Source organism: Corynebacterium sp. CTNIH16 (assembly GCF_032821655.1).
GTDB lineage: Bacteria > Actinomycetota > Actinomycetes > Mycobacteriales > Mycobacteriaceae > Corynebacterium > Corynebacterium marquesiae.
In genome coordinates, this window is the sequence record NZ_JAVBIG010000004.1 from 190,752 (window position 1) to 208,660 (window position 17,909).

The 17,909-nt window shown below is 60.1% G+C and carries 21 protein-coding genes and 3 tRNA genes; 13 read left to right on the forward strand and 11 right to left on the reverse strand.

The window, feature by feature from the left end; genetic code table 11:
- Positions 1-5 precede the first annotated feature (5 nt).
- Positions 6-674: a GNAT family protein gene (locus tag RAE04_RS05740; RefSeq protein ID WP_317026720.1), complete on the forward strand. Its 669-nt coding sequence runs from the start codon at positions 6-8 to the stop codon at positions 672-674.
- Here RAE04_RS05740 and RAE04_RS05745 read toward each other — a convergent pair.
- Together RAE04_RS05745 and RAE04_RS05750 are read right to left on the reverse strand one after the other, a co-directional pair.
- Positions 671-1,474, reverse strand: coding sequence for an ABC transporter ATP-binding protein (locus RAE04_RS05745; protein WP_005323203.1), 804 nt, complete (start codon positions 1,472-1,474; stop codon positions 671-673). The two genes, RAE04_RS05740 and RAE04_RS05745, sit on opposite strands and share 4 nt — an antisense overlap.
- Positions 1,475-1,520: 46 nt before the next feature.
- Positions 1,521-2,372 carry an ABC transporter permease gene (locus tag RAE04_RS05750; RefSeq protein WP_284788390.1) on the reverse strand — a complete coding sequence of 284 codons (852 nt, stop codon included), beginning with the start codon at positions 2,370-2,372 and terminating at the stop codon, positions 1,521-1,523.
- 213 nt (positions 2,373-2,585) lie between these two features.
- Here RAE04_RS05750 and RAE04_RS05755 point away from each other — a divergent pair, with 213 nt between their 5' ends.
- Positions 2,586-3,842: an aminotransferase class V-fold PLP-dependent enzyme gene (locus tag RAE04_RS05755; protein WP_317026721.1), complete on the forward strand. Its 1,257-nt coding sequence runs from the start codon at positions 2,586-2,588 to the stop codon at positions 3,840-3,842.
- On the opposite strand, the gene RAE04_RS05760 is transcribed toward RAE04_RS05755, so the two are convergent.
- Complete coding sequence (locus RAE04_RS05760; protein WP_317026739.1) at positions 3,839-4,795, reverse strand: NAD(P)H-quinone oxidoreductase; 957 nt, start codon at positions 4,793-4,795, stop codon at positions 3,839-3,841. The genes RAE04_RS05755 and RAE04_RS05760 overlap by 4 nt on opposite strands.
- 177 nt (positions 4,796-4,972) lie before the next feature.
- Between RAE04_RS05760 and RAE04_RS05765 the strand changes: the two genes are divergently transcribed.
- Positions 4,973-5,056, forward strand: a tRNA-Ser gene (locus RAE04_RS05765).
- Positions 5,057-5,282: 226 nt separating this feature from the next.
- Positions 5,283-5,543, forward strand: coding sequence for a hypothetical protein (locus RAE04_RS05770; RefSeq protein ID WP_317026722.1), 261 nt, complete (start codon positions 5,283-5,285; stop codon positions 5,541-5,543).
- A gap of 29 nt (positions 5,544-5,572) precedes the next feature.
- Here RAE04_RS05770 and RAE04_RS05775 read toward each other — a convergent pair whose 3' ends face one another.
- From RAE04_RS05775 to RAE04_RS05790, 4 genes are read right to left on the reverse strand one after another with little or no spacing between them, the layout of a single operon-like run.
- Positions 5,573-6,571: a ThiF family adenylyltransferase gene (locus tag RAE04_RS05775; protein WP_317026723.1), complete on the reverse strand. Its 999-nt coding sequence runs from the start codon at positions 6,569-6,571 to the stop codon at positions 5,573-5,575.
- Entirely contained in the window at positions 6,568-7,029 is a 462-nt protein-coding gene (locus tag RAE04_RS05780; protein WP_317026724.1) for a molybdenum cofactor biosynthesis protein MoaE, read from the reverse strand. The genes RAE04_RS05775 and RAE04_RS05780 overlap by 4 nt, the downstream gene beginning before the upstream one ends.
- A complete protein-coding gene (locus RAE04_RS05785; protein WP_317026725.1) occupies positions 7,019-7,498 on the reverse strand; it encodes a MogA/MoaB family molybdenum cofactor biosynthesis protein in 480 nt (159 codons plus the stop codon). Before RAE04_RS05785 ends, RAE04_RS05780 begins: the two co-directional genes overlap by 11 nt.
- The gene (locus tag RAE04_RS05790) at positions 7,495-8,631 is read right to left on the reverse strand and encodes a molybdopterin molybdotransferase MoeA (protein WP_317026726.1); all 1,137 of its coding nucleotides are present in this window, start codon (positions 8,629-8,631) and stop codon (positions 7,495-7,497) included. Before RAE04_RS05790 ends, RAE04_RS05785 begins: the two co-directional genes overlap by 4 nt.
- Before the next feature lie 59 nt (positions 8,632-8,690).
- Between RAE04_RS05790 and RAE04_RS05795 the strand changes: the two genes are divergently transcribed.
- Complete coding sequence (locus RAE04_RS05795; RefSeq protein WP_317026727.1) at positions 8,691-8,951, forward strand: MoaD/ThiS family protein; 261 nt, start codon at positions 8,691-8,693, stop codon at positions 8,949-8,951.
- Here the strand turns inward: RAE04_RS05795 and RAE04_RS05800 are convergent.
- Positions 8,948-9,340, reverse strand: a complete 393-nt coding sequence (locus RAE04_RS05800) for a phage holin family protein (protein ID WP_317026728.1) — start codon at positions 9,338-9,340, stop codon at positions 8,948-8,950. The two genes, RAE04_RS05795 and RAE04_RS05800, sit on opposite strands and share 4 nt — an antisense overlap.
- On the reverse strand, positions 9,341-10,393 hold the full coding sequence (hisC, locus tag RAE04_RS05805; protein ID WP_317026729.1) for a histidinol-phosphate transaminase: 1,053 nt from the start codon (positions 10,391-10,393) through the stop codon (positions 9,341-9,343). It lies immediately after the preceding gene.
- Positions 10,394-10,501: 108 nt separating this feature from the next.
- On the opposite strand from hisC, the gene RAE04_RS05810 reads away from it, so the two are divergent.
- Positions 10,502-10,590: transfer RNA gene (locus RAE04_RS05810), tRNA-Ser, on the forward strand.
- Between the two features lie 80 nt (positions 10,591-10,670).
- Here RAE04_RS05810 and RAE04_RS05815 read toward each other — a convergent pair.
- Positions 10,671-10,895, reverse strand: coding sequence for a hemolysin III family channel protein (locus RAE04_RS05815; RefSeq protein ID WP_317026730.1), 225 nt, complete (start codon positions 10,893-10,895; stop codon positions 10,671-10,673).
- Between the two features lie 80 nt (positions 10,896-10,975).
- Positions 10,976-11,359 carry an NUDIX domain-containing protein gene (locus RAE04_RS05820; protein WP_317026731.1) on the reverse strand — a complete coding sequence of 128 codons (384 nt, stop codon included), beginning with the start codon at positions 11,357-11,359 and terminating at the stop codon, positions 10,976-10,978.
- A gap of 243 nt (positions 11,360-11,602) precedes the next feature.
- Between RAE04_RS05820 and RAE04_RS05825 the strand changes: the two genes are divergently transcribed.
- From RAE04_RS05825 to RAE04_RS05855, 7 genes are all read left to right on the forward strand, one after another.
- On the forward strand, positions 11,603-11,965 hold the full coding sequence (locus tag RAE04_RS05825; protein WP_284836712.1) for a YidH family protein: 363 nt from the start codon (positions 11,603-11,605) through the stop codon (positions 11,963-11,965).
- Positions 11,958-12,266, forward strand: a complete 309-nt coding sequence (locus tag RAE04_RS05830; protein WP_284836711.1) for a DUF202 domain-containing protein — start codon at positions 11,958-11,960, stop codon at positions 12,264-12,266. Before RAE04_RS05825 ends, RAE04_RS05830 begins: the two co-directional genes overlap by 8 nt.
- A 44-nt stretch (positions 12,267-12,310) precedes the next feature.
- Complete coding sequence (locus RAE04_RS05835) at positions 12,311-13,072, forward strand: hypothetical protein (protein ID WP_317026732.1); 762 nt, start codon at positions 12,311-12,313, stop codon at positions 13,070-13,072.
- 96 nt (positions 13,073-13,168) lie between these two features.
- A complete protein-coding gene (mgtE, locus tag RAE04_RS05840; protein ID WP_317026733.1) occupies positions 13,169-14,533 on the forward strand; it encodes a magnesium transporter in 1,365 nt (454 codons plus the stop codon).
- Positions 14,534-14,792: 259 nt separating this feature from the next.
- Positions 14,793-16,367 (forward strand): DASS family sodium-coupled anion symporter, encoded by a 1,575-nt coding sequence (locus RAE04_RS05845; RefSeq protein WP_317026734.1) that lies wholly within the window; start codon positions 14,793-14,795, stop codon positions 16,365-16,367.
- Between the two features lie 42 nt (positions 16,368-16,409).
- Complete coding sequence (locus RAE04_RS05850; protein WP_317026735.1) at positions 16,410-17,483, forward strand: GTP-binding protein; 1,074 nt, start codon at positions 16,410-16,412, stop codon at positions 17,481-17,483.
- A 119-nt stretch (positions 17,484-17,602) separates the two neighbouring features.
- Positions 17,603-17,675, forward strand: a tRNA-Arg gene (locus RAE04_RS05855).
- Positions 17,676-17,909 lie beyond the last annotated feature (234 nt).

A 17,909-nucleotide genomic window follows, 5' to 3' on the forward strand; every position in this document is an offset into this window, starting at 1 on the left:
GATCTATGGAAGACTTCTGGCCACCTTTTGCGGTGACCATACGGGCCAGCGATGATAATGGCCGTGGAGTCGACCTGCGCGTCATGCGCGATGAAGACATCGCGTGCGTGGCCACTGTGTGTGCGGCAGATATCTATGGTGCGAATATCCCAGAGCATGCCTTTCCCTGGCTCTTTGATGAAAAGAAGAATACTCCCGCTGCCATGGCGCAGCACCGGTGGGAGCACCGGGCGCAGCTGCGCGCCGATAATTGGACCTTGGATTTCATTGCCCGCGACGTAGAAACCCAAGAATTGGTGGGTGTGGTGGACCTATCGGCCGAAAACTTTGCGGCCGCGCGAGAAGTGCAGACCGCATCATGGGTACTGCACCGCTTCCAAGGCCAAGGCTATGGCACGCTTATCCGCCAAGCGGTGGCCGAGTTTTCCTTCTCACACCTCGATGCGCATTCGCTGCGCACCTGTTGGATAAAAACCAACCGTGCCTCGGCCCGGGTGAGTGAAAAGATGGGCTACCGCATATATACCGAGAAAAAGGAAGAGCCTGCCGGCCCAGAAAAAATTAACCGGCCGGTGGTCAGCGCGCGCCTTAGCGCCGCGGACTATCACCGGCCGGACGGCTTACAGCTGGAGGTAACCGGTGTAGGGGGCCAGCTGCTGCATATGCTCAGCTAGTTGCCGCTGGTGTCCTCATTTTCAAAACGCTCGCGCAGGTCGCGTACATACTCGCCTACCTCAGGGCCTTCGTATTCACCGACGACCTCGGAAACCTCACCCACCGAGCGGATCTCGCCATGGTCGATCCACAGCGCAGTATTACACAGCTGCGCCAAAAAGTCATTGGAGTGGGAGGCAAAGACCAGGATGCCGGAGCGCTTCACCAGCTCTTGCAGGCGCACACGGGCCTTGGCCATGAAAGCGGCGTCGACGGCGCCGATACCCTCATCCAACAGCAGGATTTCCGGCTCAATGGATGTCACCACGCCGAGCGCCAAGCGCACGCGCATACCGGTGGAATAGGTGCGCAGCGGCATGGAGAGATAATCGCCGAGTTCAGAAAACTCCGCAATCTCATCCATCTTTTTCTTCATCTGCTTGATGGACTGGCCCAAAAAGAGGCCACGGATAATGATGTTGTCGTAGCCAGAGACCTCTGGGTCCATGCCCACGCCCAGATCAAAGACGGGGGCCACGCGGCCGCGCACATCGGCAGAACCACGGGTGGGCTCGTAAATGCCAGACAAAAGGCGCAGCAGGGTGGACTTACCGGCGCCGTTATGGCCCACCAAACCCACGCGGTCGCCCTCGCGCAGGTGCAGGTTAATATCCTTTAGCGCCTCCACCACGACGGTGTTCTGGGCATTTTTGCCAATGGCGCCGCCGGCCGAAGAAAGCATGGCCTTCTTTAGCGAGCGGGATTTGGCATCAAAGATGGGAAAGTCCACGCACGCGTTATACGTATCAATCGAGACCATCAGTCTGTATCCTTTCGAGGAATCTCAGGAAGTGCAGGGCGTGGGCTTAAACCCAGTAACTGACGCGGAAGCGCCACTTGCGCATGACCAAGCCGGCGATGAGCAGGCCGAGTACGGTGCAGCCGATGACGATCCACCAGTGGTAGGCGGCCACCGGCTCGCCGATCATGGGCGCACGGACGATTTCCAGGTAGTGGTAGAGCGGGTTGATTTCCGCGATGCGGGCGCGGCCGGCCACCGCACCGCCCTGGTCCTTCAAGGTATTGGTCATCCACACAATGGGGGTGACGTAGAACAGCAGCTGGGTCAGTGCTTCTAGCAGCGGAGCGACGTCACGGAAGCGGGTAGCGATGATGCCAAAGAACATCGTGACCCATACGCCGTTGACCAACAGCAATGCCAAACCAGGGATAAACAGGAAGAACTCCCAGCCTAGGCTGCGCGGGAAGATAAGGATGAGCAACAACCAGATGATGAGGTTATGGCCCAAAAACAGTGTCTGGCGCCATACGAGGCGGTAAACGTGCACCGACAGCGGGGCGGGGAGCTGTTTAATCAAGCCCTCGTTGTCAATGAAGACGGTGGAGCCTTCCTTGATGCAACCCGAGATGAAGGTCCACATAATAAGGCCCACGGTGACGTGGGGGAGGAACTCCGCGACGGGAATCTGGAAGAGCATGGAATACAACAGGCCCAAGGCAAGGGCCATCACGCCGGTGGCGATGGTGATCCAAAACGGGCCCAGGACAGAGCGGCGGTAGCGCTGCTTAATATCTTGAATGCCCAGTTTGAACCACAGCTCGCGCTGCTGTGCACCCTGCACCAGGTCCGCGAAGGCGGCCTTGAGGGTCTCGGACTGGGACGCTGGGGTGGCCTCGCCGTCTGGCTGGGAGGTCATGCGGGCGATATCAGCGCGCAGTTGATTGTTATCTTGCACGCTCAACACCCTAGCGCGCGGGCTGGGCAAACGGGAACTACACGCCGCCAGCCTGCGAAAACAGCGATATACAGCGAAAATCCAGATTTGGGAAACTTGGGGTAAACGCGTATACAGTAGGGAACCGACCGCCATTGTGCGGCGATGCCTAGTGCGATAAAGAAGGGGACCGTAATGCCAGCAGGAGCTTCGGCACACTACGACGTATTCAGTGTGCGCGGTTTATACACCGGGCTATCTGATGGTTGGACCTACCTCAACGCGCACGCGGTGCCCCAAATTTCTGAGCGCGTCGCCTCCGGCGTGGCGCGCTCCTTCCGGATGTCCACTGCAGTGGCCACCCAGGAGGGTCCAGGCGGCGCCCACTCTGCCACGCCCGCGCCGGGCCGTTTGGAAGGCGATGGTAATTACACCGCCGCACGTATGGCTGTAGCGGATCTGACCGGGTCCAAGGCAGACCGCGTGGTGCTTGGCCCGTCCTTGCCCGTGTTGTACCAGTCCTTGGCGCACGCGGCCCGTCCGCTGTTGGGCAGCAATTCCTCGATGGTGCTCTCCAAGCTGGATCCGCCGTCTTTGTACTCGGCATTCTCTGAGGTCAAAGCAGAGACCCGCTGGGCCCAGCCAGACTTGGGCACGGGTGAGCTGCCAGGTTTCCAATTTGCCGAGCTTGTCGACGGCTCCACGCGCCTCGTCGCTTTTTCCGCCGCGCACGAGCTTTTGGGCACGGTCTCCCCGGCCGCCGAGATCATTGACACCGTCCATGAGCGCTCCCGTGCCTGGACGCTTCTCGACGTCTCTGCGATCGCCCCCTATCGCCCCATCAACTTTGATGATCTCGGCGCCGATATCTTGGGCCTCGACCTGGGACTGCTGGGCGGACCGCAGCTAGCAGCTTTGGTCTTCCGCGATACGCGCATGTTCCGCCGCCTCGATGCCCTCGATCCGGTGCATACCGGCAAGGGCGCCCGCAAGCTGGAAACACCCATTTCCTCTGGCCTGGCCGGCGGTGTCGGACCGCTCGTGGACCATCTTGCCGCCCTAGCCGGTGGGGAGAGCGGCTCGCGCCGCAAGCGCTTGCGTACCTCCATGGATGCGCTCAGCGTCTATTTGGAGGAGTTGCGCGCGGACCTGTATTCCTTCTTGAGCACCCTGCCCGCCGTGCATATTCTTGGCGTGACTGGGGAAGCGGCCGCCGGCGCATCCGACGATCGCCTGCCGCGCCTCACCTTCGCAGTAAAGGGTGTTCCGGCCGAGACGGTTTATAAGCGCCTCTTTGATAACGGCCTTGTTACCACGCTTGCCCCGCAGACTCCGTTGCTCACGGAGATGGGCGTGGAAGAAATTGGCGGCGCCGTGACGGTTGCGCTCGGCCCCTTCAACACCTATCACGACGTCGAGCATCTCATCCGCGTTGTAGCCTCACTGGCTTAAACGGTAAGCACCAAGGTGCCGGTGACTTCGCCGCTGTCTAGGGCAGTGTGGGCTTGGGCGGCGTCGGCAAGCGGGTAAGTGGCGTGCAGTGCGTGCTTTACGCGGCCGTCCTCCAACATGGACCACACATTTTCTACCGTGCCCGCCACAATCTGTGCCTTATCCTCCAGATCGCGGGCGCGCAGCGTAGTGCCCTGGATGGTCAGGCGCTTGGGCAACATGGCACCTAGGTTGATCTCGGCCTTGGTACCGCCCTGCATACCGATGATGATGAGCTTGCCATCCTTGGCCAGGCACTTCATATTCTTTTCTAGATATTTCGCGCCGATGATGTCCAAAATGACATCGCAGCTTCCCTTCAACTCTTCTACGAAGTCGTGCTCCTTGTAGTTGATGAGAATATCGGCGCCCAGCTCGCGGCAACGCTCCAACTTCTCCTCAGAACCGGCCGTCACCGCTACCTCTGCGCCGAGCGCCTTGGCTACCTGAATGGCAAAAGTACCAATGCCGCCGCCTCCGCCATGGATGAGGACGCGTTGGCCCTCGTGAAGGCCCGCTTCGATGCCAAGGTTGGACCACACGGTGCACCCGACCTCAACCACCGCTGCAGTTTCCTCAACGCTCAACCCCTTGGGCACGGGAAGCAGCTGGCCCTGCGGAACCGCGACGTATTCGGCGTAGCCACCACCGGCAAGCAGGCAGCCCACCTCGGTGCCTACCTTCCAGTTCGTATCCCCGGCATCGGCGATAGTGCCTGCTGCTTCTAAGCCCAAGATTTCCGATGCCCCCGGTGGTGGCGGATAGGCACCCATCGTCTGCAGGATATCGCCGCGGTTCACGCCAGCTGCCTGCACCTTGACGAGCACTTCTCCCGAGCGCAGCTTAGGGACCTCGACTTCGCGGAGCTCTAAGGACCGGCGATCCTGCGGATTGGTCTGAACGATGGCTTTCATGTGTGTTGTAGTCATGGGCCCAATCTAGCGAATCTTGTGTGTTCTGAGCCACTGAATTCGGAGTATTCTACGGTGACATTCAGTGTTGCAGGTGGCTTTTTGGGAAACCGGGCTATCTATTTAGTACACTGACCAAGTTGCTTCGTAGGCGCGAAGAGTGTTTTCGAAGAACATCATGGAGACGTGGCAGAGCGGCCGAATGCACCGGTCTTGAAAACCGGCGAGGTAATACCTCCGCGGGTTCAAATCCCGCCGTCTCCGCAGCTGCCTAAGCTTCCTTTCTAAGTTAAAGGAGCATAGAAGCTTATAGCTTCTAAGTGAGGGAGTGCAGTATTAAGGCACCCTACCGATTCGGTAGGGTGCCTGCTCACGTTTTGGATGGTTTCGCTGGGTGACAGTGAAAATTAAGTCCACGGCCAGACAGCGTTTACATTGAATTCCTACCTTGAGTTACGGACTTTCAAACACCGTTAACGTCGAGGTGACTATGACAAATTATATTTCCTACTTGGCCGAAGAACAGGTACCAGAATCATATGGCTGGCTTGCGGGCGGGATAGGTGCCGTCATCGTTATCGCTCTGTTGGTCTTTTGGGTGGCTTCGCTCATATCCATCATTCGCTCGGGATATAGCGTAGGGGTCAAAATCCTGCTGGCGATGGCGGCGTTTGCCTACCCGTTCCTCGGGCCACTTGTATGGTTCCTTTTTGCGCGGAATAAGGAGCATAAGACTCGAATGGACCGCTAAGCTGCCTTCCGTTAACAGGCGAAAAGCGGCTAATGTTGCTCGAGCCAGGAATTGATACCGCCGCGCAGGGAGACGACGTTGGTGAAGCCGCGCTTGCGAAGGACATCGACGGCTTGTGCGGAACGCATGCCGCTGGCGCAGTAGATAACCGCCGCAGCATCTCGTTCGATGTCGGGGTCTTCGCCGGCGAGGATGCGGTCGAGCTCAAAGTGCGTGGAATTGGGGATCGCGGATTGGGCACGCTCGGGGGACGTGCGGACGTCGATAAGCGGGGCGTGTGGGGGAATCTCGCGGACCTCGGGGGCGTCGGGCGGCTGAGTAGGCTGCGCGCCGGTGGGCTGGAGGGGAATGTATTCCCAGGTACCGGATAGGGAGTCGAAGTAGCCGAGCGTGCCGATGAGTGGAGTGCCTACGCCGGTGATGAGTTTGAGCGCTTCGAGCGCCATGGCTGAGCCGACAACGCCGACCACCGGGCCTAAGACTCCGGCCTGCGAGCAGGAAGGAACCTCGCCGGGTGCGGGAGCTGTAGGAAAGATATCCTCGTAGACGGGGCCGTGGCCGGACCAGAAAACGCTGAGCTGGGCATCAAAGCCGAGGATGGAGGCCCATACGTGTGGGATGCCGAGCTCGTGGGCAGCCCAAGAGCTGAGGTAGCGGGCGTCGAAGTTATCGGTGCCGTCGAGGATGAGATCGCAGCCGCGCAATTGTTTTAGTGCCGTCGCTGATTCGAGGCGGCCGTGACAGGTGATGTCCACCTCTGGATTGAGCGCGCGGACGGCGGCCGCGGCGGAATCCGTCTTCGGCGTGCCGATGGCGGCGGTGGTGTGGATGACTTGGCGGTGCAGGTTGGAGGGGGAGACCACGTCGTCGTCGAAAAGCGAAATGCGGCCCACGCCCGCCCCGGCTAGGTAAAGCAGGGCCGGGGAGCCCAAGCCGCCGGCACCAATGACCGCTACGTGGGCTTCGCTGAGCTTGCGCTGTCCCTCCTCGCCCCAGAGCGCTTCCTGGCGGGCATAGCGGAGGCTCATTCCAGACCCACCCAATTGGTGGAGCCATCGCCGTGGCTTTGTTCCTTCCAGATGGGGACCTCCGCCTTGACGCGATCGGCGCATTCTTCGACGGCCTGGAAGGCATCGCCGCGGTGCGCGGCGGCCACTACTACGGCAAAGGCTAGGTCACCGACCTTGAGATCACCTGTACGGTGGGCGGCCCACAGGCGCACTGGGTGGTTGGCCGCGACGGAATCGGTGACCTCTTGCAGCTTCTCTGGCGCGGATGGGTGGGCGCTGTAGGACAGCAAAGTCACATTGGGCCGGCCGCCGTCGTGATCGCGCACAATCCCTTCAAACGTGACAACGGCACCCATGGCGGCCGTGGCAGTCTCCTCCTTGGCGGCGGCAAGGAGGGATTCTAGGGGCTGATCGCTCAGCAGCGTGCTAATGGTGCAGCCGGTTTGCTCGGCCACATAGGAGGGATCAGTGCTCATGTTTTCCTTCTAACATATCGACGATCGGAACGATTAATTCTTCCAAAACCGCGCAGCCGTCTTTTACCCCGCCGGTAGAACCGGGAAGAGTCATGGCAAAGGTGGAATCATTGACGCCGGCAACGGCGCGAGAAGCCACCGCGGTGGGCACGGTTTCCAATCCCTTCTGCCAGAAGGCCACCGCGATGCCGGGCAGCTCGCGGGTGATATGTGGTGCTACGGCTTCTACCGTCTGGTCATCTTGGGTCAGCCCAGTGCCGCCAGAAGTCAGGATGACCGCGGGCTTTTCGGCGAACGCGGCGTCAACAGCTGCGGCAATATCGGCATCGGGGACGATGCGTGCGTCGGGGCAGTCGAATCCTTTGCGGCGCAAGAAATCTACTGCGATGCGCCCGGATCGATCTTCATAGACACCCGCGGCGGCGCGCGTAGAAGCGACGATGACGAGGGCGGTGCGCTGTGGGCTCATAGTGGGTAGACCTCTACTTCCTCGCCTGCTTCGAGGCGTTGACCGGCAGGGATGCAAATGAGATGGGTGGCATCGGCGGCTTGAGCGAGCAGGTGGGAGCTGGCGCCACCGAGGATGTGGGCATGGGAATCGACGCGCCCGCGGCGAAATTGGTCCTTGTGCGGGAGGCCGTCGATACCCGCGGCAAGAGGGACGCGGAAAGGCTGCGGAGCCCAACCGAGCGTAGGGGCAACGAAGAGACGGAAACTCACCAACGTGGAAATGGGGTTTCCAGGCAAGCAGATCACTGGGGTGTCGTGAAAAGTGGCGATGCCCTGCGGGCCGCCGGGTTGCTGGTCCACGTGGCCGAACCAGCCATCGAGCACCTGGCGGACTACTTCAAATTTCCCGGCGGAAATTCCGCCTGAGGTAATGATGGCGTCCGGGTGGTGTTGCGCGATGGCTTCCGTGAAAGCGCGCTCTAGGGCCTGTGGGTCATCGTCGGTAGTGATATAGCCCGCGACGTCGATGCCGGCGCGGCCGGCCATTGCCGTTAAGAGTGGTGCATTGGCATCCGGAATGGCGGCGCTGCCGTGGCCGATTTCAGCGCCGCCGGTGCAGATGAGGATGCGGGCGGGGCGGTAGACCTCTACCTCGTCGATTCCTTGGGAAGCGAGGGCGGCCAAGCGCACCGGCGTGAGCTTATCGCCGCGGGCGGCGAGGAAGGCGCCTTCTTTCAGGTCGGAGCCGGTGCGGCGGATGAATTGGCCTGGCGAGGTTTCTGGCACGGTAATGCGCTCACCCGGAGCGAGGAATTCTTGTGGTTCGCAGCGCTCGATGGGCACGATGGCTGCAGTTCCTTCCGGTACCTTGGCGCCGGTCATGATGGGGCAGGCGCTGGAAAGCGGGCTGTCGAGTACCTGGGCGGGCTCAGTGCCGGCCGCGATGGTGGGGCCCACCGGGTAGGTTCCGGCCGCACACTGCGGAAGCGCGTAGCCATCCATTTGTGAATTATCAAAGCGAGGGGAGGGGAAGCCGGCGTGGATATCCGCAGCTAAGACCATATCCCGTGCCTGATTGAGGGCCACGGTGGTCACGTGACGTACGGGCAGGGCCGCGGCGACCTCGCGCGCGTGAGTCTTGGGTGTGCGCATGGCGGCTAGTTTACCCGCGGTCTCGACATGGCACGGGCGTGCGGGGCATAGTAGAGGGCATGTTGACCGTTCACTATTTCGCCGCCGCCCGCGCCGCTGCGGGCGTGGCTTCTGAGCAGGTAGAAGCCCCCGCCACCTTGGGTGATCTGGTGGCGCAGCTGGGCAGGGAACATGCCGGAACCACCGAGGCCGGCATGAGCCTGAAAGAGGTATTGGGGCGCTGTAGCTTTCTTATCGACGGCGCCGGGAACACCGCCATGGATTCCCCACTGGCTGGCGTGATCCGCGTGGACGTGCTGCCGCCATTTGCGGGCGGTTAATCGCGCTGCCGCAGCGGACTGGTAAAGAAATTGATGACGCTGGTGACGATGGACAGCACGATGGCGCCGATAATCGCGGCGCCCCAAGAGTCGATGACAAGGTGGCCAATTCCGAGGTCAAGCGTATTGAGCGCCCATTCCACAATGATCAGCGCCGCGCCGTTAATGACGAGGGAGAACAGTCCAAGCGTCAAGCAGGTCAGCGGTGCGCCAAGGACACGCAACACCGGCATGACCACTGCATTAATGATGATGAAGACGATGGCAATGGCGATGAAGTTTCCGGTTTCGGCCGGACTGATGGTGATGCCGGGAATGACGGTGACTACCGCCCACAGCGCCACCGCGATGGCAAAGACGTTCAGGGCGAAGTTAATAAGTGATCGCATTTAGCCTCCTATGATTGTGTTCCACGCCTGCAGCAGGGTGTCGGTTTCTTCCTCGGTGGTTACGGTAATGCGTAGGCCTTCGCTAAATGCGCGCACGAGCACGCCGTGTTCGGCCAGGCGAGCGGCTACCTCCTGCGGAGTACCAAGGTGGGCCAGATTCGCGGCCGGCAGCCAGACATGGTTTGCCTCGGAATGCGGCACGCCCCACTCCTGCAAGGCTTCTTCTAGGCGCTCGCGCTGGCCGACGACCTCATCGGTGCGCTCCCGCAGCGAATCCTGCGCCGCCAGTGCCGTGCGGGCACCAACCTGCGCCACGGTGCTGGCGGAGAAGGGGATGGCCACTTTATTGAGGGCCTCGATAATATTTTCCGGGCCAAATGCATAACCGATGCGTACTCCGGCCAGCCCATAGGCCTTAGAGAAGGTGCGCAGGCACACCAGGTTGGGATAGGTGCCCACTAGCTCCGTGCCCAGCGGGGTGTTGGTGGCGCGGTTGTATTCGATATAGGCCTCGTCGAGGGCTACAAGGACATCGGCAGGCACAGCATCCATGAAGGCGGCGAACTCCTCCTTGGTCACTGTGGTGCCGGAAGGGTTATTGGGGTTGCACACGAAGATAAGCTTGGTTTTATCCGTGATTTTCTTCGCCATGGCAGGAAGGTCCACGCGCTGGTCTGTGCTGAGCGGAACCGGGATAGGGCGGGCGCCCACCACCTGGGCGAAGATGGGGTAGGCCTCGAAGGAGCGCCATGGGAAGAGAATTTCATCGCCCGGAGTGGCGGCAATTTCTACCAACTGTTGGCACAATGCGGACGAGCCGGTGCCCACCGCCACCTCCGCCCCATCTACTCCCAGGTGAGCGGCGAGATCCTCGCGCAGCGCGGTGGCCGCAATATCCGGGTAACGGTTAGCCTTCGTCACGGCCTCCGCCATGGCCGCGGCTGCCTCTGGCAGGGGCGGGTGCGCGGCCTCATTGGAGGAAAGCTTGAGTGCGTCATCATTGCGCGCACCAGCGACATAGGCAGGGATGGCTTTCAGGTCGGGGCGAATCATGGATACCACTTTAGGGCCTGTGCCTTTGCTGCGGGAGCGAAAGCAGGGGGCTAGTTTGGCAGCGGCGGGGCAGGCAGGTATTCTCAAACGAGGTTCCTTGTGAACCGTGGAGATGTGCCAGAGCGGCCGAATGGGGCTCCCTGCTAAGGAGTTGACCCTTCTGGGGTCCGGAGGTTCGAATCCTCTCATCTCCGCCATTTAATCCCGAGCGAGCGCGCTCGGGATTTTTTGATTCGCGTTTTCTATTCTCGTCGGCTCCGTGCAGCGGAGAAATCTGCTATTTGCGCTGGTATTTGGCGCAGCGGCGGAAAAGCGTGAGCATGCCGGTGCCGAAAATAAAGCTTCCAGTAAACGCCGCAGCGCGCAGGGAAGTAACCTCGTGGAAGAGGGCAGGCACCATGAGAATCGCGATAATAGAGCTAATGATTCCTAGGACGAGGAAAGTAATCGTCACGATAGGTCCGGGTGTGGCTTGCTGCGGCATGGAGGACAGTCCTTTCATCACTCAATTCTGATGAAAATAACTCTAGGTTGCCCCCTTAGGAGCCGCAATAGGAAATTCCTAAGGGGCCAAGCAGGGCCTTAGGATTCCAGGGCAGGAAAGACCTCGTCGCGCAGCAGGTGGGCGAGCTCCCGCTTTGGGTTGGTGGGGTCTACCCACGCGGCTTCGGCGATTTCGGCGGCGGCGTGGGCCAAGATCGGGCGCGGATAGGTAAAGATATGGCCGCGCACGGTTTCACCGGGCTCGTTGGCGGCCGGTGCGTCGAAGATGCCGAGCGGGGAAAGCTCTGGGAGGCGGACGTCAACGCCGATTTCTTCTGCAACCTCGCGGGCTGCGGCCTGTGCGGGGGGTTCGCCAGCCTCAAGCTTGCCGCCAGGCAGTTGGAACTTGGTGGAAGAATCTTTGCGCACGGTGAGGACATGGCCAAAGGAATTACGGAAAACTACGGCGGCAACTTCAATCATGGCCCGACTATAACTCGCTGCGGCGGGTTAATTCAGAATGCCGGGCACCCATTCCCGCCCATACGCAGGCCGTCGGGGGTTTCGCTATAGTGGCGCCATCTGACCTCATAGATTCAGGTGGGTACATAGGGCGTGGATGCTCCATTATCCAGATGCTCGCCTGCGCCTATGAGACCACGGGAAGGTGGAGCGTTGCGTGGGCTTGTCGCGACGTAGGAGATAAATGAATATAAAGTGGTGCCCATGAGTGACTCGAGGTTTCCCCGCTCGGTGTTTGCAGTTGGCACCGACCCTGATCCGCGTTTCACGCTCGCAAATGAGCGCACGTTCTTGGCTTGGATTCGCACCTCCTTGGCGTTGATTGCCGGCGGCGTGGCGCTCGAGGCGTTTGATGTTCCCCTGCCGACCGCGCTGCGCTCTGCGGTATCGGTATTTATGCTGGTAGTTGCCATTATTCTGCCGGTGGTGGCGTGGGTGCATTGGAAGCGGTCCGAACGCGCGATGCGCGAGGAGCGGCCGTTGCCTTTTAGCTTTGCTATCCCAGTGCTCGTTGTGGCGATTGTGGTGGTAGCGGGTGCGCTTGTGGTGGGCGAGTTCCTTGGCTAGTCCACTCTTCGATCCCGGCCTGCAGCCCGAGCGCACCCGGCTATCGTGGCAGCGCACCCTCTTGGCGCTGTCCTTGGTGGTTCTGGGCGTAATGCGGGCGGTAAGCGTGCATGTCTTTTTGCCGCTGGTCTTCATCGCCGCCTGCGTATTGGCGCTGGCTTTGGCGGTATGGCAGCGTGCCGCGCTTGTCGACGCCGCCTTATCCACCCACCGCCCCCTCCCGCATGCCTTCATCCTCGCGAGCACCGCAGGGCTCGTTTCCTTGCTGGCCGCCTTCGCGCTGTGGGGACTCTTCTTTTAGGTTTCTACCCAGCCGTCGCCGCTGCGGCGCTGTATATTATGCCTATGTCTAAACCCCTATCTATCCCTCTCGCCTTTCTTACGGTGACAGCAGTAGCCGCCTTGAGCGGCTGTTCCAATTCCACCGAATCCACCGACTCCGCGGGTAAGCCGAATTTCACCGGCGCGGCTCCGAGTACTTCTTTATCTGCCTCGTCTGCGACCGAAACCGAGGCTGACGCCGAGGAAGACTCCGCTGACGGTTCCGCAGATGACACAGAAGCCGAAGCCGGTGCCGGCAAAGGCAAAGACGCCGAGGCTGGTGGGGAAAACAAAATCATCCCGGTAGAAGCCTTAGACAGCTTGTGGGTGCCGGCACTATGTGAGAACCAAGCTGGCAACCTAGAAGGCGGCTTTTTGCCGGAAAACTTGAAGGCCGGCTACCCCAATGCGATGGCTGGCCTGAAGCGGAATCAGGACGATACGCCGAAGGGCGCCTACGCGGATATCAACGGCGATGGCAGGGACGAAGCCGTTATTACCTATGTCTGCAATAAGGGCGGTACGGGATGGCCGGATAACCTGCTCATCTATGACAACGACCTGAACTACATCACCAAGGTGGATGATTGGGAGCGTGATGGAATGCCGCCGGCGCGCGGTCATATCCAGCAGCTGCAGTGGACCGAGGACACTATTACCGTCACTTGGCGGGCCTATGGCCCTGATGATGCAGCGTGCTGCGCCACCCAAGAATTCACTGGGAATCTCACGCTGGATGGGGATACGCCTCACCTGGAAACGACGAGCCATCAGCTCGTCGGTTAGCAGCGCGGCGTCATCTGGGCAATGGCGTAATCTAAATGGGCTGAAGACAATACTCAGGGGAATAAATGCCCAAGGGCAAGGAAGGCAGGCAGGGCGATGGCAGAGACCACCAAGCGGGCTAGCGATATCGTCGAGGCATGGCTAAAACAAGAAGACGCCATTAGCCCCACCAAGGCCCCACGCCTCCAGGAACTCCTGGAGAAGGTGCCCCTGCAGGAACTCATCGCCGTCGTCGAGCGACAAAATGCCGTCCGCTCAGCCTTGGCCCTGCGCTTGCTGCCGCGCCAGAAATCAATCGTCGTCTTTGACGCTCTCGATGCAAAGCACCAGGCCGATATCATCGATGAGCTGGGCAATGCCGATGTTTATGAGTTCTTCGATGAGCTCGATCCGGAAGACCGCGTGGCCCTGCTGGATGAGCTGCCCGCGGAAATCGCGGACCGCCTGCTGCGCTCGCTGACTCAATCCAAGCGTGATGTCACGGGCGTGGTGCTGGGCTATGACAAGGGATCGGTGGGCCGCCGCATGTCCCCCGAGGTGCCCGTCATCCACCCAGAGATGAGCGTTAAGGACGCGCTATTTAAACTGCGGGCGACGGCGAATGAGCTAGAAACCATCTACACCGTGCCCATTACCCGCGAGGATAGGCGTCTTGTGGGAGTGGTGAGCCTGCGCGAAATCTTTACCGCCGATGCCGCTTTGACCATGGCCGATATTATGCACGACCCCATCTTTGCCCGTGCTAGTGCTGACGCGGAAGAAACCGCGCGTTGGTTCCTCCCATTGGACATTCTTGCACTGCCTATCGTGGATGATTCGCACCGCCTCGTCGGCCTGCTGACGTGGGACGATGCTACGGACATCGTGGAAGAAGAAGATAGTGAGGACTCCGCTCGTGCTGGCGGCACCGAGGCACTTCAGCAACCGTACCTATCCACGCCTTTGCTCAAGTTGGTGCGCTCGCGCATCGTATGGCTGCTCGTATTGGCCGTCTCTGCGCTACTGACGGTGCAGGTGCTCGATTCTTTTGAAGACACATTGGCCAAGGCCGTAGTCCTCTCGCTCTTTATTCCGCTGCTGACCGGCACCGGTGGCAATACCGGCAACCAGGCGGCGACCACGGTGACGCGTGCCTTGGCGCTGGGCGACGTCCGCACGCGCGATCTCCTCGCTGTCATGTGGCGCGAGCTGCGCGTCGGCATGCTGCTCGGCGCGGTGCTGGGACTAGCTGGCTTGGGACTGGCCACCTTGGTCTATGGCCTAAGCATCGGCCTCGTCATCGGCTCGACGCTGTTTTTGATTTGTTCGATTTCTGCGACCGTCGGCGGGCTCATGCCCATCGTGGCTAAGACCATCGGCGCCGATCCAGCAGTATTCTCCAACCCGTTTATCTCTACTTTCTGCGATGCCACGGGCCTGATTATCTACTTCCTGATTGCCAAGACCGTACTGGGAATCTAACTCGCCGTTCCTTAGCTCGGGGGTAGGGACGTGGTGGACTCATTTCTGGTTTCGGGCAGGTGCAGTGTGTGCTCTGTGGGGTGCGGGGGTAGTTCTATGTGGCGGGATATGGTTTCTGCGTCACATGTTTTGTATGGTCAGTGCATGCTTCACAGTGAACTGGATAACTTTCGGTTTGCTGCCTCGGCCTAGCTAATAAACTGGGAAATACGGAGCATATCCCACAGCACAATCCTCTCTAAGTGAAGGAGCGCGCGGTATGACCACCCCGCATACTCACGAATCTACTGCCCACAGCGAAGGTGACGAAGCCCCCGGAGCGCCGCGCAGCGAGTGGCGCCGCCAGTTCATCGGCCTTTTCATCGGTTTGGGTTTGGCCGTACTGGTCTTCTTTTTCTTCCCCTCGAATGCGATCGAGACCGTACAGGGCTCCGCAGGTGCAGATCCGGAAGCCGAGTACACGCTCAGCGCCATCCGCACCGTCGCTGCCGTAACCATCTTGATGGGCGTGTGGTGGATGACCGAGGCCATTCCGCTCGCCGCCACCGCGCTGCTGCCGCTGGTCATCTTCCCGCTCGCCGGTGTGGGAACGATTAAAGAGGTGGGCGCTCCATACGCGTCCGCCACCATTTTCTTGTTCATGGGTGGCTTCCTTATCGCGCTTGCTCTGCAGCGCTGGAACTTGCACCGCCGCCTAGCGCTGTACGTGGTGAAGATCATCGGCACCTCGCCCAAGCGCCTGATCTTGGGATTCATGCTGGCCACCGGCTTCTTGTCCATGTGGGTATCTAATACCGCCACGGCCGTGGTGATGCTCCCGATCGGCACTTCGGTGCTTGCACTGACCGCGGAAACCGTAGGCGGCTGGGAAAAACAAAAGAAGTTTGCCACGGCACTGATGCTGGGCATCGCATATTCCGCCTCCATCGGTTCGCTGGGTACGCTCATCGGCACCCCGCCGAATGCCTTCCTTAACGCATATATGGCCGATACCTGGGGCGTTACCCTTGGCTTCGGCCGGTGGATGGCAGTTGGTGTGCCGCTTGCAGCAATCTTCTTGCTGATTGCCTGGGCACTGCTCATCACCGTTTTCAAGCCGGAGATGAAGGATATTCCAGGCGGCCGCGAGCTTATTAACGACGAAATTGAAGCCCTCGGCCCCTGGACCCGCCCCCAGATCATGACCGGCATCATCTTCGTCCTCGCCGCCGCAGCCTGGGTTACCCTGCCGTTGGTCCTCAAAGAATTTGAGAACTATGACGATGCCATCGTGGGCATTGCCGCTGGCATCTTGCTCTTTATCCTGCCCGCGGATAACCAGCGCCGCATCCGTTTGCTGGACTGGAAGACGGCCAATGAAATGCCGTGGGACGTCCTCCTGCTCTTCGGCGGCGGCCTGTCGCTGTCCTCGGTCTTTAATTCCTCCGGCCTGTCGCTGTGGATTGGTGAGATGGCCAAGGGGCTTAGCGTCCTGCCCGTTGTCCTCATCGTCTCTGCCGTGGCTGCGCTGGTGCTCTTCCTGACGGAGATCACCTCCAATACGGCTACGGCGGCTACGTTCATTCCGATTATGGGTGGCGTCGCCGTGGGCGTGGGGCTTACTGCCGATGGTGATATCAACGTCCTTCTCCTCACCATTCCGGTGGCCCTCGCGGCAACCTGCGCATTCATGCTCCCAGTTGCCACCCCGCCGAACGCCATTGCCTATGGCTCTGGCTACGTCAAGATCGGCGAGATGATCAAGGGTGGCCTTGGCCTCAATATCATCGGCATCTTCCTCATCACCCTGACGGTGTACTTGCTGGCAGTGCCTATCTTCGGTCTCTCAATCTAAGTGACGTAGCCATTCCCTAATGACAAACGTTATCATTAGGGAATGGCTACACCCGTTACCGTGCTGTCCGGATTTCTAGGCAGCGGAAAAACTACGCTCTTAAACCACCTGCTTGCTAACCGCGAGGGGCGCAAGCTTGCTGTTATCGTCAACGATTTCTCTGAGGTCAATATTGATGCTGCCCTCGTTGCCGGCGAAGGTCACCTCGAGCGCGGCGAGGACCGCTTTGTCGAGCTATCCAATGGCTGTATCTGCTGCACCCTGCGCGAAGATCTCATCGAATCCGTAGGTAAGCTGGCCCGCTCCGGCCGCTTCGATCAGATCGTCATCGAGTCCACTGGCATTTCCGAGCCTATGCCCGTGGCCGCCACCTTTGAATGGGAGTTTGCGGACGGCACTACGCTTGCCGACGTCACCCCCATCGACACCATGGTCTCCCTCGTAGACGCGTCCACCTTTCTTGACCAGCTGCGCCGTGGCAAGAGCCTTGCCTCCCAAAGTATCGAGGCTACGCCCGGCGATGACCGCACCGTGGCGGACCTTCTCGTCGACCAAGTCGAGTTCGCTGACCTCATCCTCATTACCAAAACCGATGTCGTTGATGCCGCCGAGACCGAGCGGGTTATCGCAACCGTTCGCGCTATGAATCCCCGTGCCCGTGTTGTGATTGTCACGAATGGGGCCATCGACCCGCGGCTTGTTCTCGATGCTCACCTGTATGATGCCGCCACTGCCGCGGCTTATAACGGCTACGCTGAAGAGCTGGCCAACCCGCACACACCCGAAACCGAAGAATATGGCATTTCCTCCGTCGTTTTCCGCGCTGACCGCCCCTTTAATCGAGAGCGCCTGCTTGCCGCCCTCCGTGCCAGTACTGGCCTGGTGCGTTCCAAGGGGTATTGCTGGATTGATACTGATCTCCGGGTCGCCCACGCTTGGCAGCAAGCCGGTCCAAATCTGCGAATCATGCCGGCCTCCTTCTGGGCGGCTACTGGCGTGACGCCTGGGTCTGAAATCGTCCTCATCGGTATCAACTTTGACCACGAGTCCACTCTCCAGGCCTTTCAGGATGCCCTGCTTTCCGACGCCGAAGTTGCCGCCCTTATTCCCTCCTAAACGCTTCCATTTCGGCTAAGTGAACACCGGGTGAACAGGCGATTTGTTAGTTTTCCAGACCGTGGGTATAGTAAATTCTCGTTGCACAGCAGAGCATACGCACTGCTTACCAACGGTCTGCGCCCGTAGCTCAACGGATAGAGCATCTGACTACGGATCAGAAGGTTGGGGGTTCGAATCCCTCCGGGCGCACAAATCAGCCGCCTTCGGGCGGCTTTTCTTGTATCTCATCCGTCCCGACCTAGGTCTCCGCCTGTGAAGTCTTCCGCACTCCTCTCTGGCCTCATCGCTGGAGCCCTCCTCGGGGGTTAAGGGTCAAAATGTGTGTCTGGCTCGGCGTGTCGCGGGGGTTAGATTTGGCCTTTTTGAATGCCGATTGAGTGGGTGTAGTCGGTGTCGATAGCGTTGTCGTAGAGGGCTGGGCGT

Coding starts and splice junctions, on each gene's coding strand:
- RAE04_RS05740 (WP_317026720.1), top strand. CDS start 6: ATGGAAGACTTCTGGCCACCTTTTGCGGTGACCATACGGGCCAGCGAT.
- RAE04_RS05745 (WP_005323203.1), bottom strand. CDS start 1,474: ATGGTCTCGATTGATACGTATAACGCGTGCGTGGACTTTCCCATCTTT.
- RAE04_RS05750 (WP_284788390.1), bottom strand. CDS start 2,372: ATGACCTCCCAGCCAGACGGCGAGGCCACCCCAGCGTCCCAGTCCGAG.
- RAE04_RS05755 (WP_317026721.1), top strand. CDS start 2,586: ATGCCAGCAGGAGCTTCGGCACACTACGACGTATTCAGTGTGCGCGGT.
- RAE04_RS05760 (WP_317026739.1), bottom strand. CDS start 4,795: ATGAAAGCCATCGTTCAGACCAATCCGCAGGATCGCCGGTCCTTAGAG.
- RAE04_RS05770 (WP_317026722.1), top strand. CDS start 5,283: ATGACAAATTATATTTCCTACTTGGCCGAAGAACAGGTACCAGAATCA.
- RAE04_RS05775 (WP_317026723.1), bottom strand. CDS start 6,571: ATGAGCCTCCGCTATGCCCGCCAGGAAGCGCTCTGGGGCGAGGAGGGA.
- RAE04_RS05780 (WP_317026724.1), bottom strand. CDS start 7,029: ATGAGCACTGATCCCTCCTATGTGGCCGAGCAAACCGGCTGCACCATT.
- RAE04_RS05785 (WP_317026725.1), bottom strand. CDS start 7,498: ATGAGCCCACAGCGCACCGCCCTCGTCATCGTCGCTTCTACGCGCGCC.
- RAE04_RS05790 (WP_317026726.1), bottom strand. CDS start 8,631: ATGCGCACACCCAAGACTCACGCGCGCGAGGTCGCCGCGGCCCTGCCC.
- RAE04_RS05795 (WP_317026727.1), top strand. CDS start 8,691: ATGTTGACCGTTCACTATTTCGCCGCCGCCCGCGCCGCTGCGGGCGTG.
- RAE04_RS05800 (WP_317026728.1), bottom strand. CDS start 9,340: ATGCGATCACTTATTAACTTCGCCCTGAACGTCTTTGCCATCGCGGTG.
- hisC (WP_317026729.1), bottom strand. CDS start 10,393: ATGATTCGCCCCGACCTGAAAGCCATCCCTGCCTATGTCGCTGGTGCG.
- RAE04_RS05815 (WP_317026730.1), bottom strand. CDS start 10,895: ATGAAAGGACTGTCCTCCATGCCGCAGCAAGCCACACCCGGACCTATC.
- RAE04_RS05820 (WP_317026731.1), bottom strand. CDS start 11,359: ATGATTGAAGTTGCCGCCGTAGTTTTCCGTAATTCCTTTGGCCATGTC.
- RAE04_RS05825 (WP_284836712.1), top strand. CDS start 11,603: ATGAGTGACTCGAGGTTTCCCCGCTCGGTGTTTGCAGTTGGCACCGAC.
- RAE04_RS05835 (WP_317026732.1), top strand. CDS start 12,311: ATGTCTAAACCCCTATCTATCCCTCTCGCCTTTCTTACGGTGACAGCA.
- mgtE (WP_317026733.1), top strand. CDS start 13,169: ATGGCAGAGACCACCAAGCGGGCTAGCGATATCGTCGAGGCATGGCTA.
- RAE04_RS05845 (WP_317026734.1), top strand. CDS start 14,793: ATGACCACCCCGCATACTCACGAATCTACTGCCCACAGCGAAGGTGAC.
- RAE04_RS05850 (WP_317026735.1), top strand. CDS start 16,410: ATGGCTACACCCGTTACCGTGCTGTCCGGATTTCTAGGCAGCGGAAAA.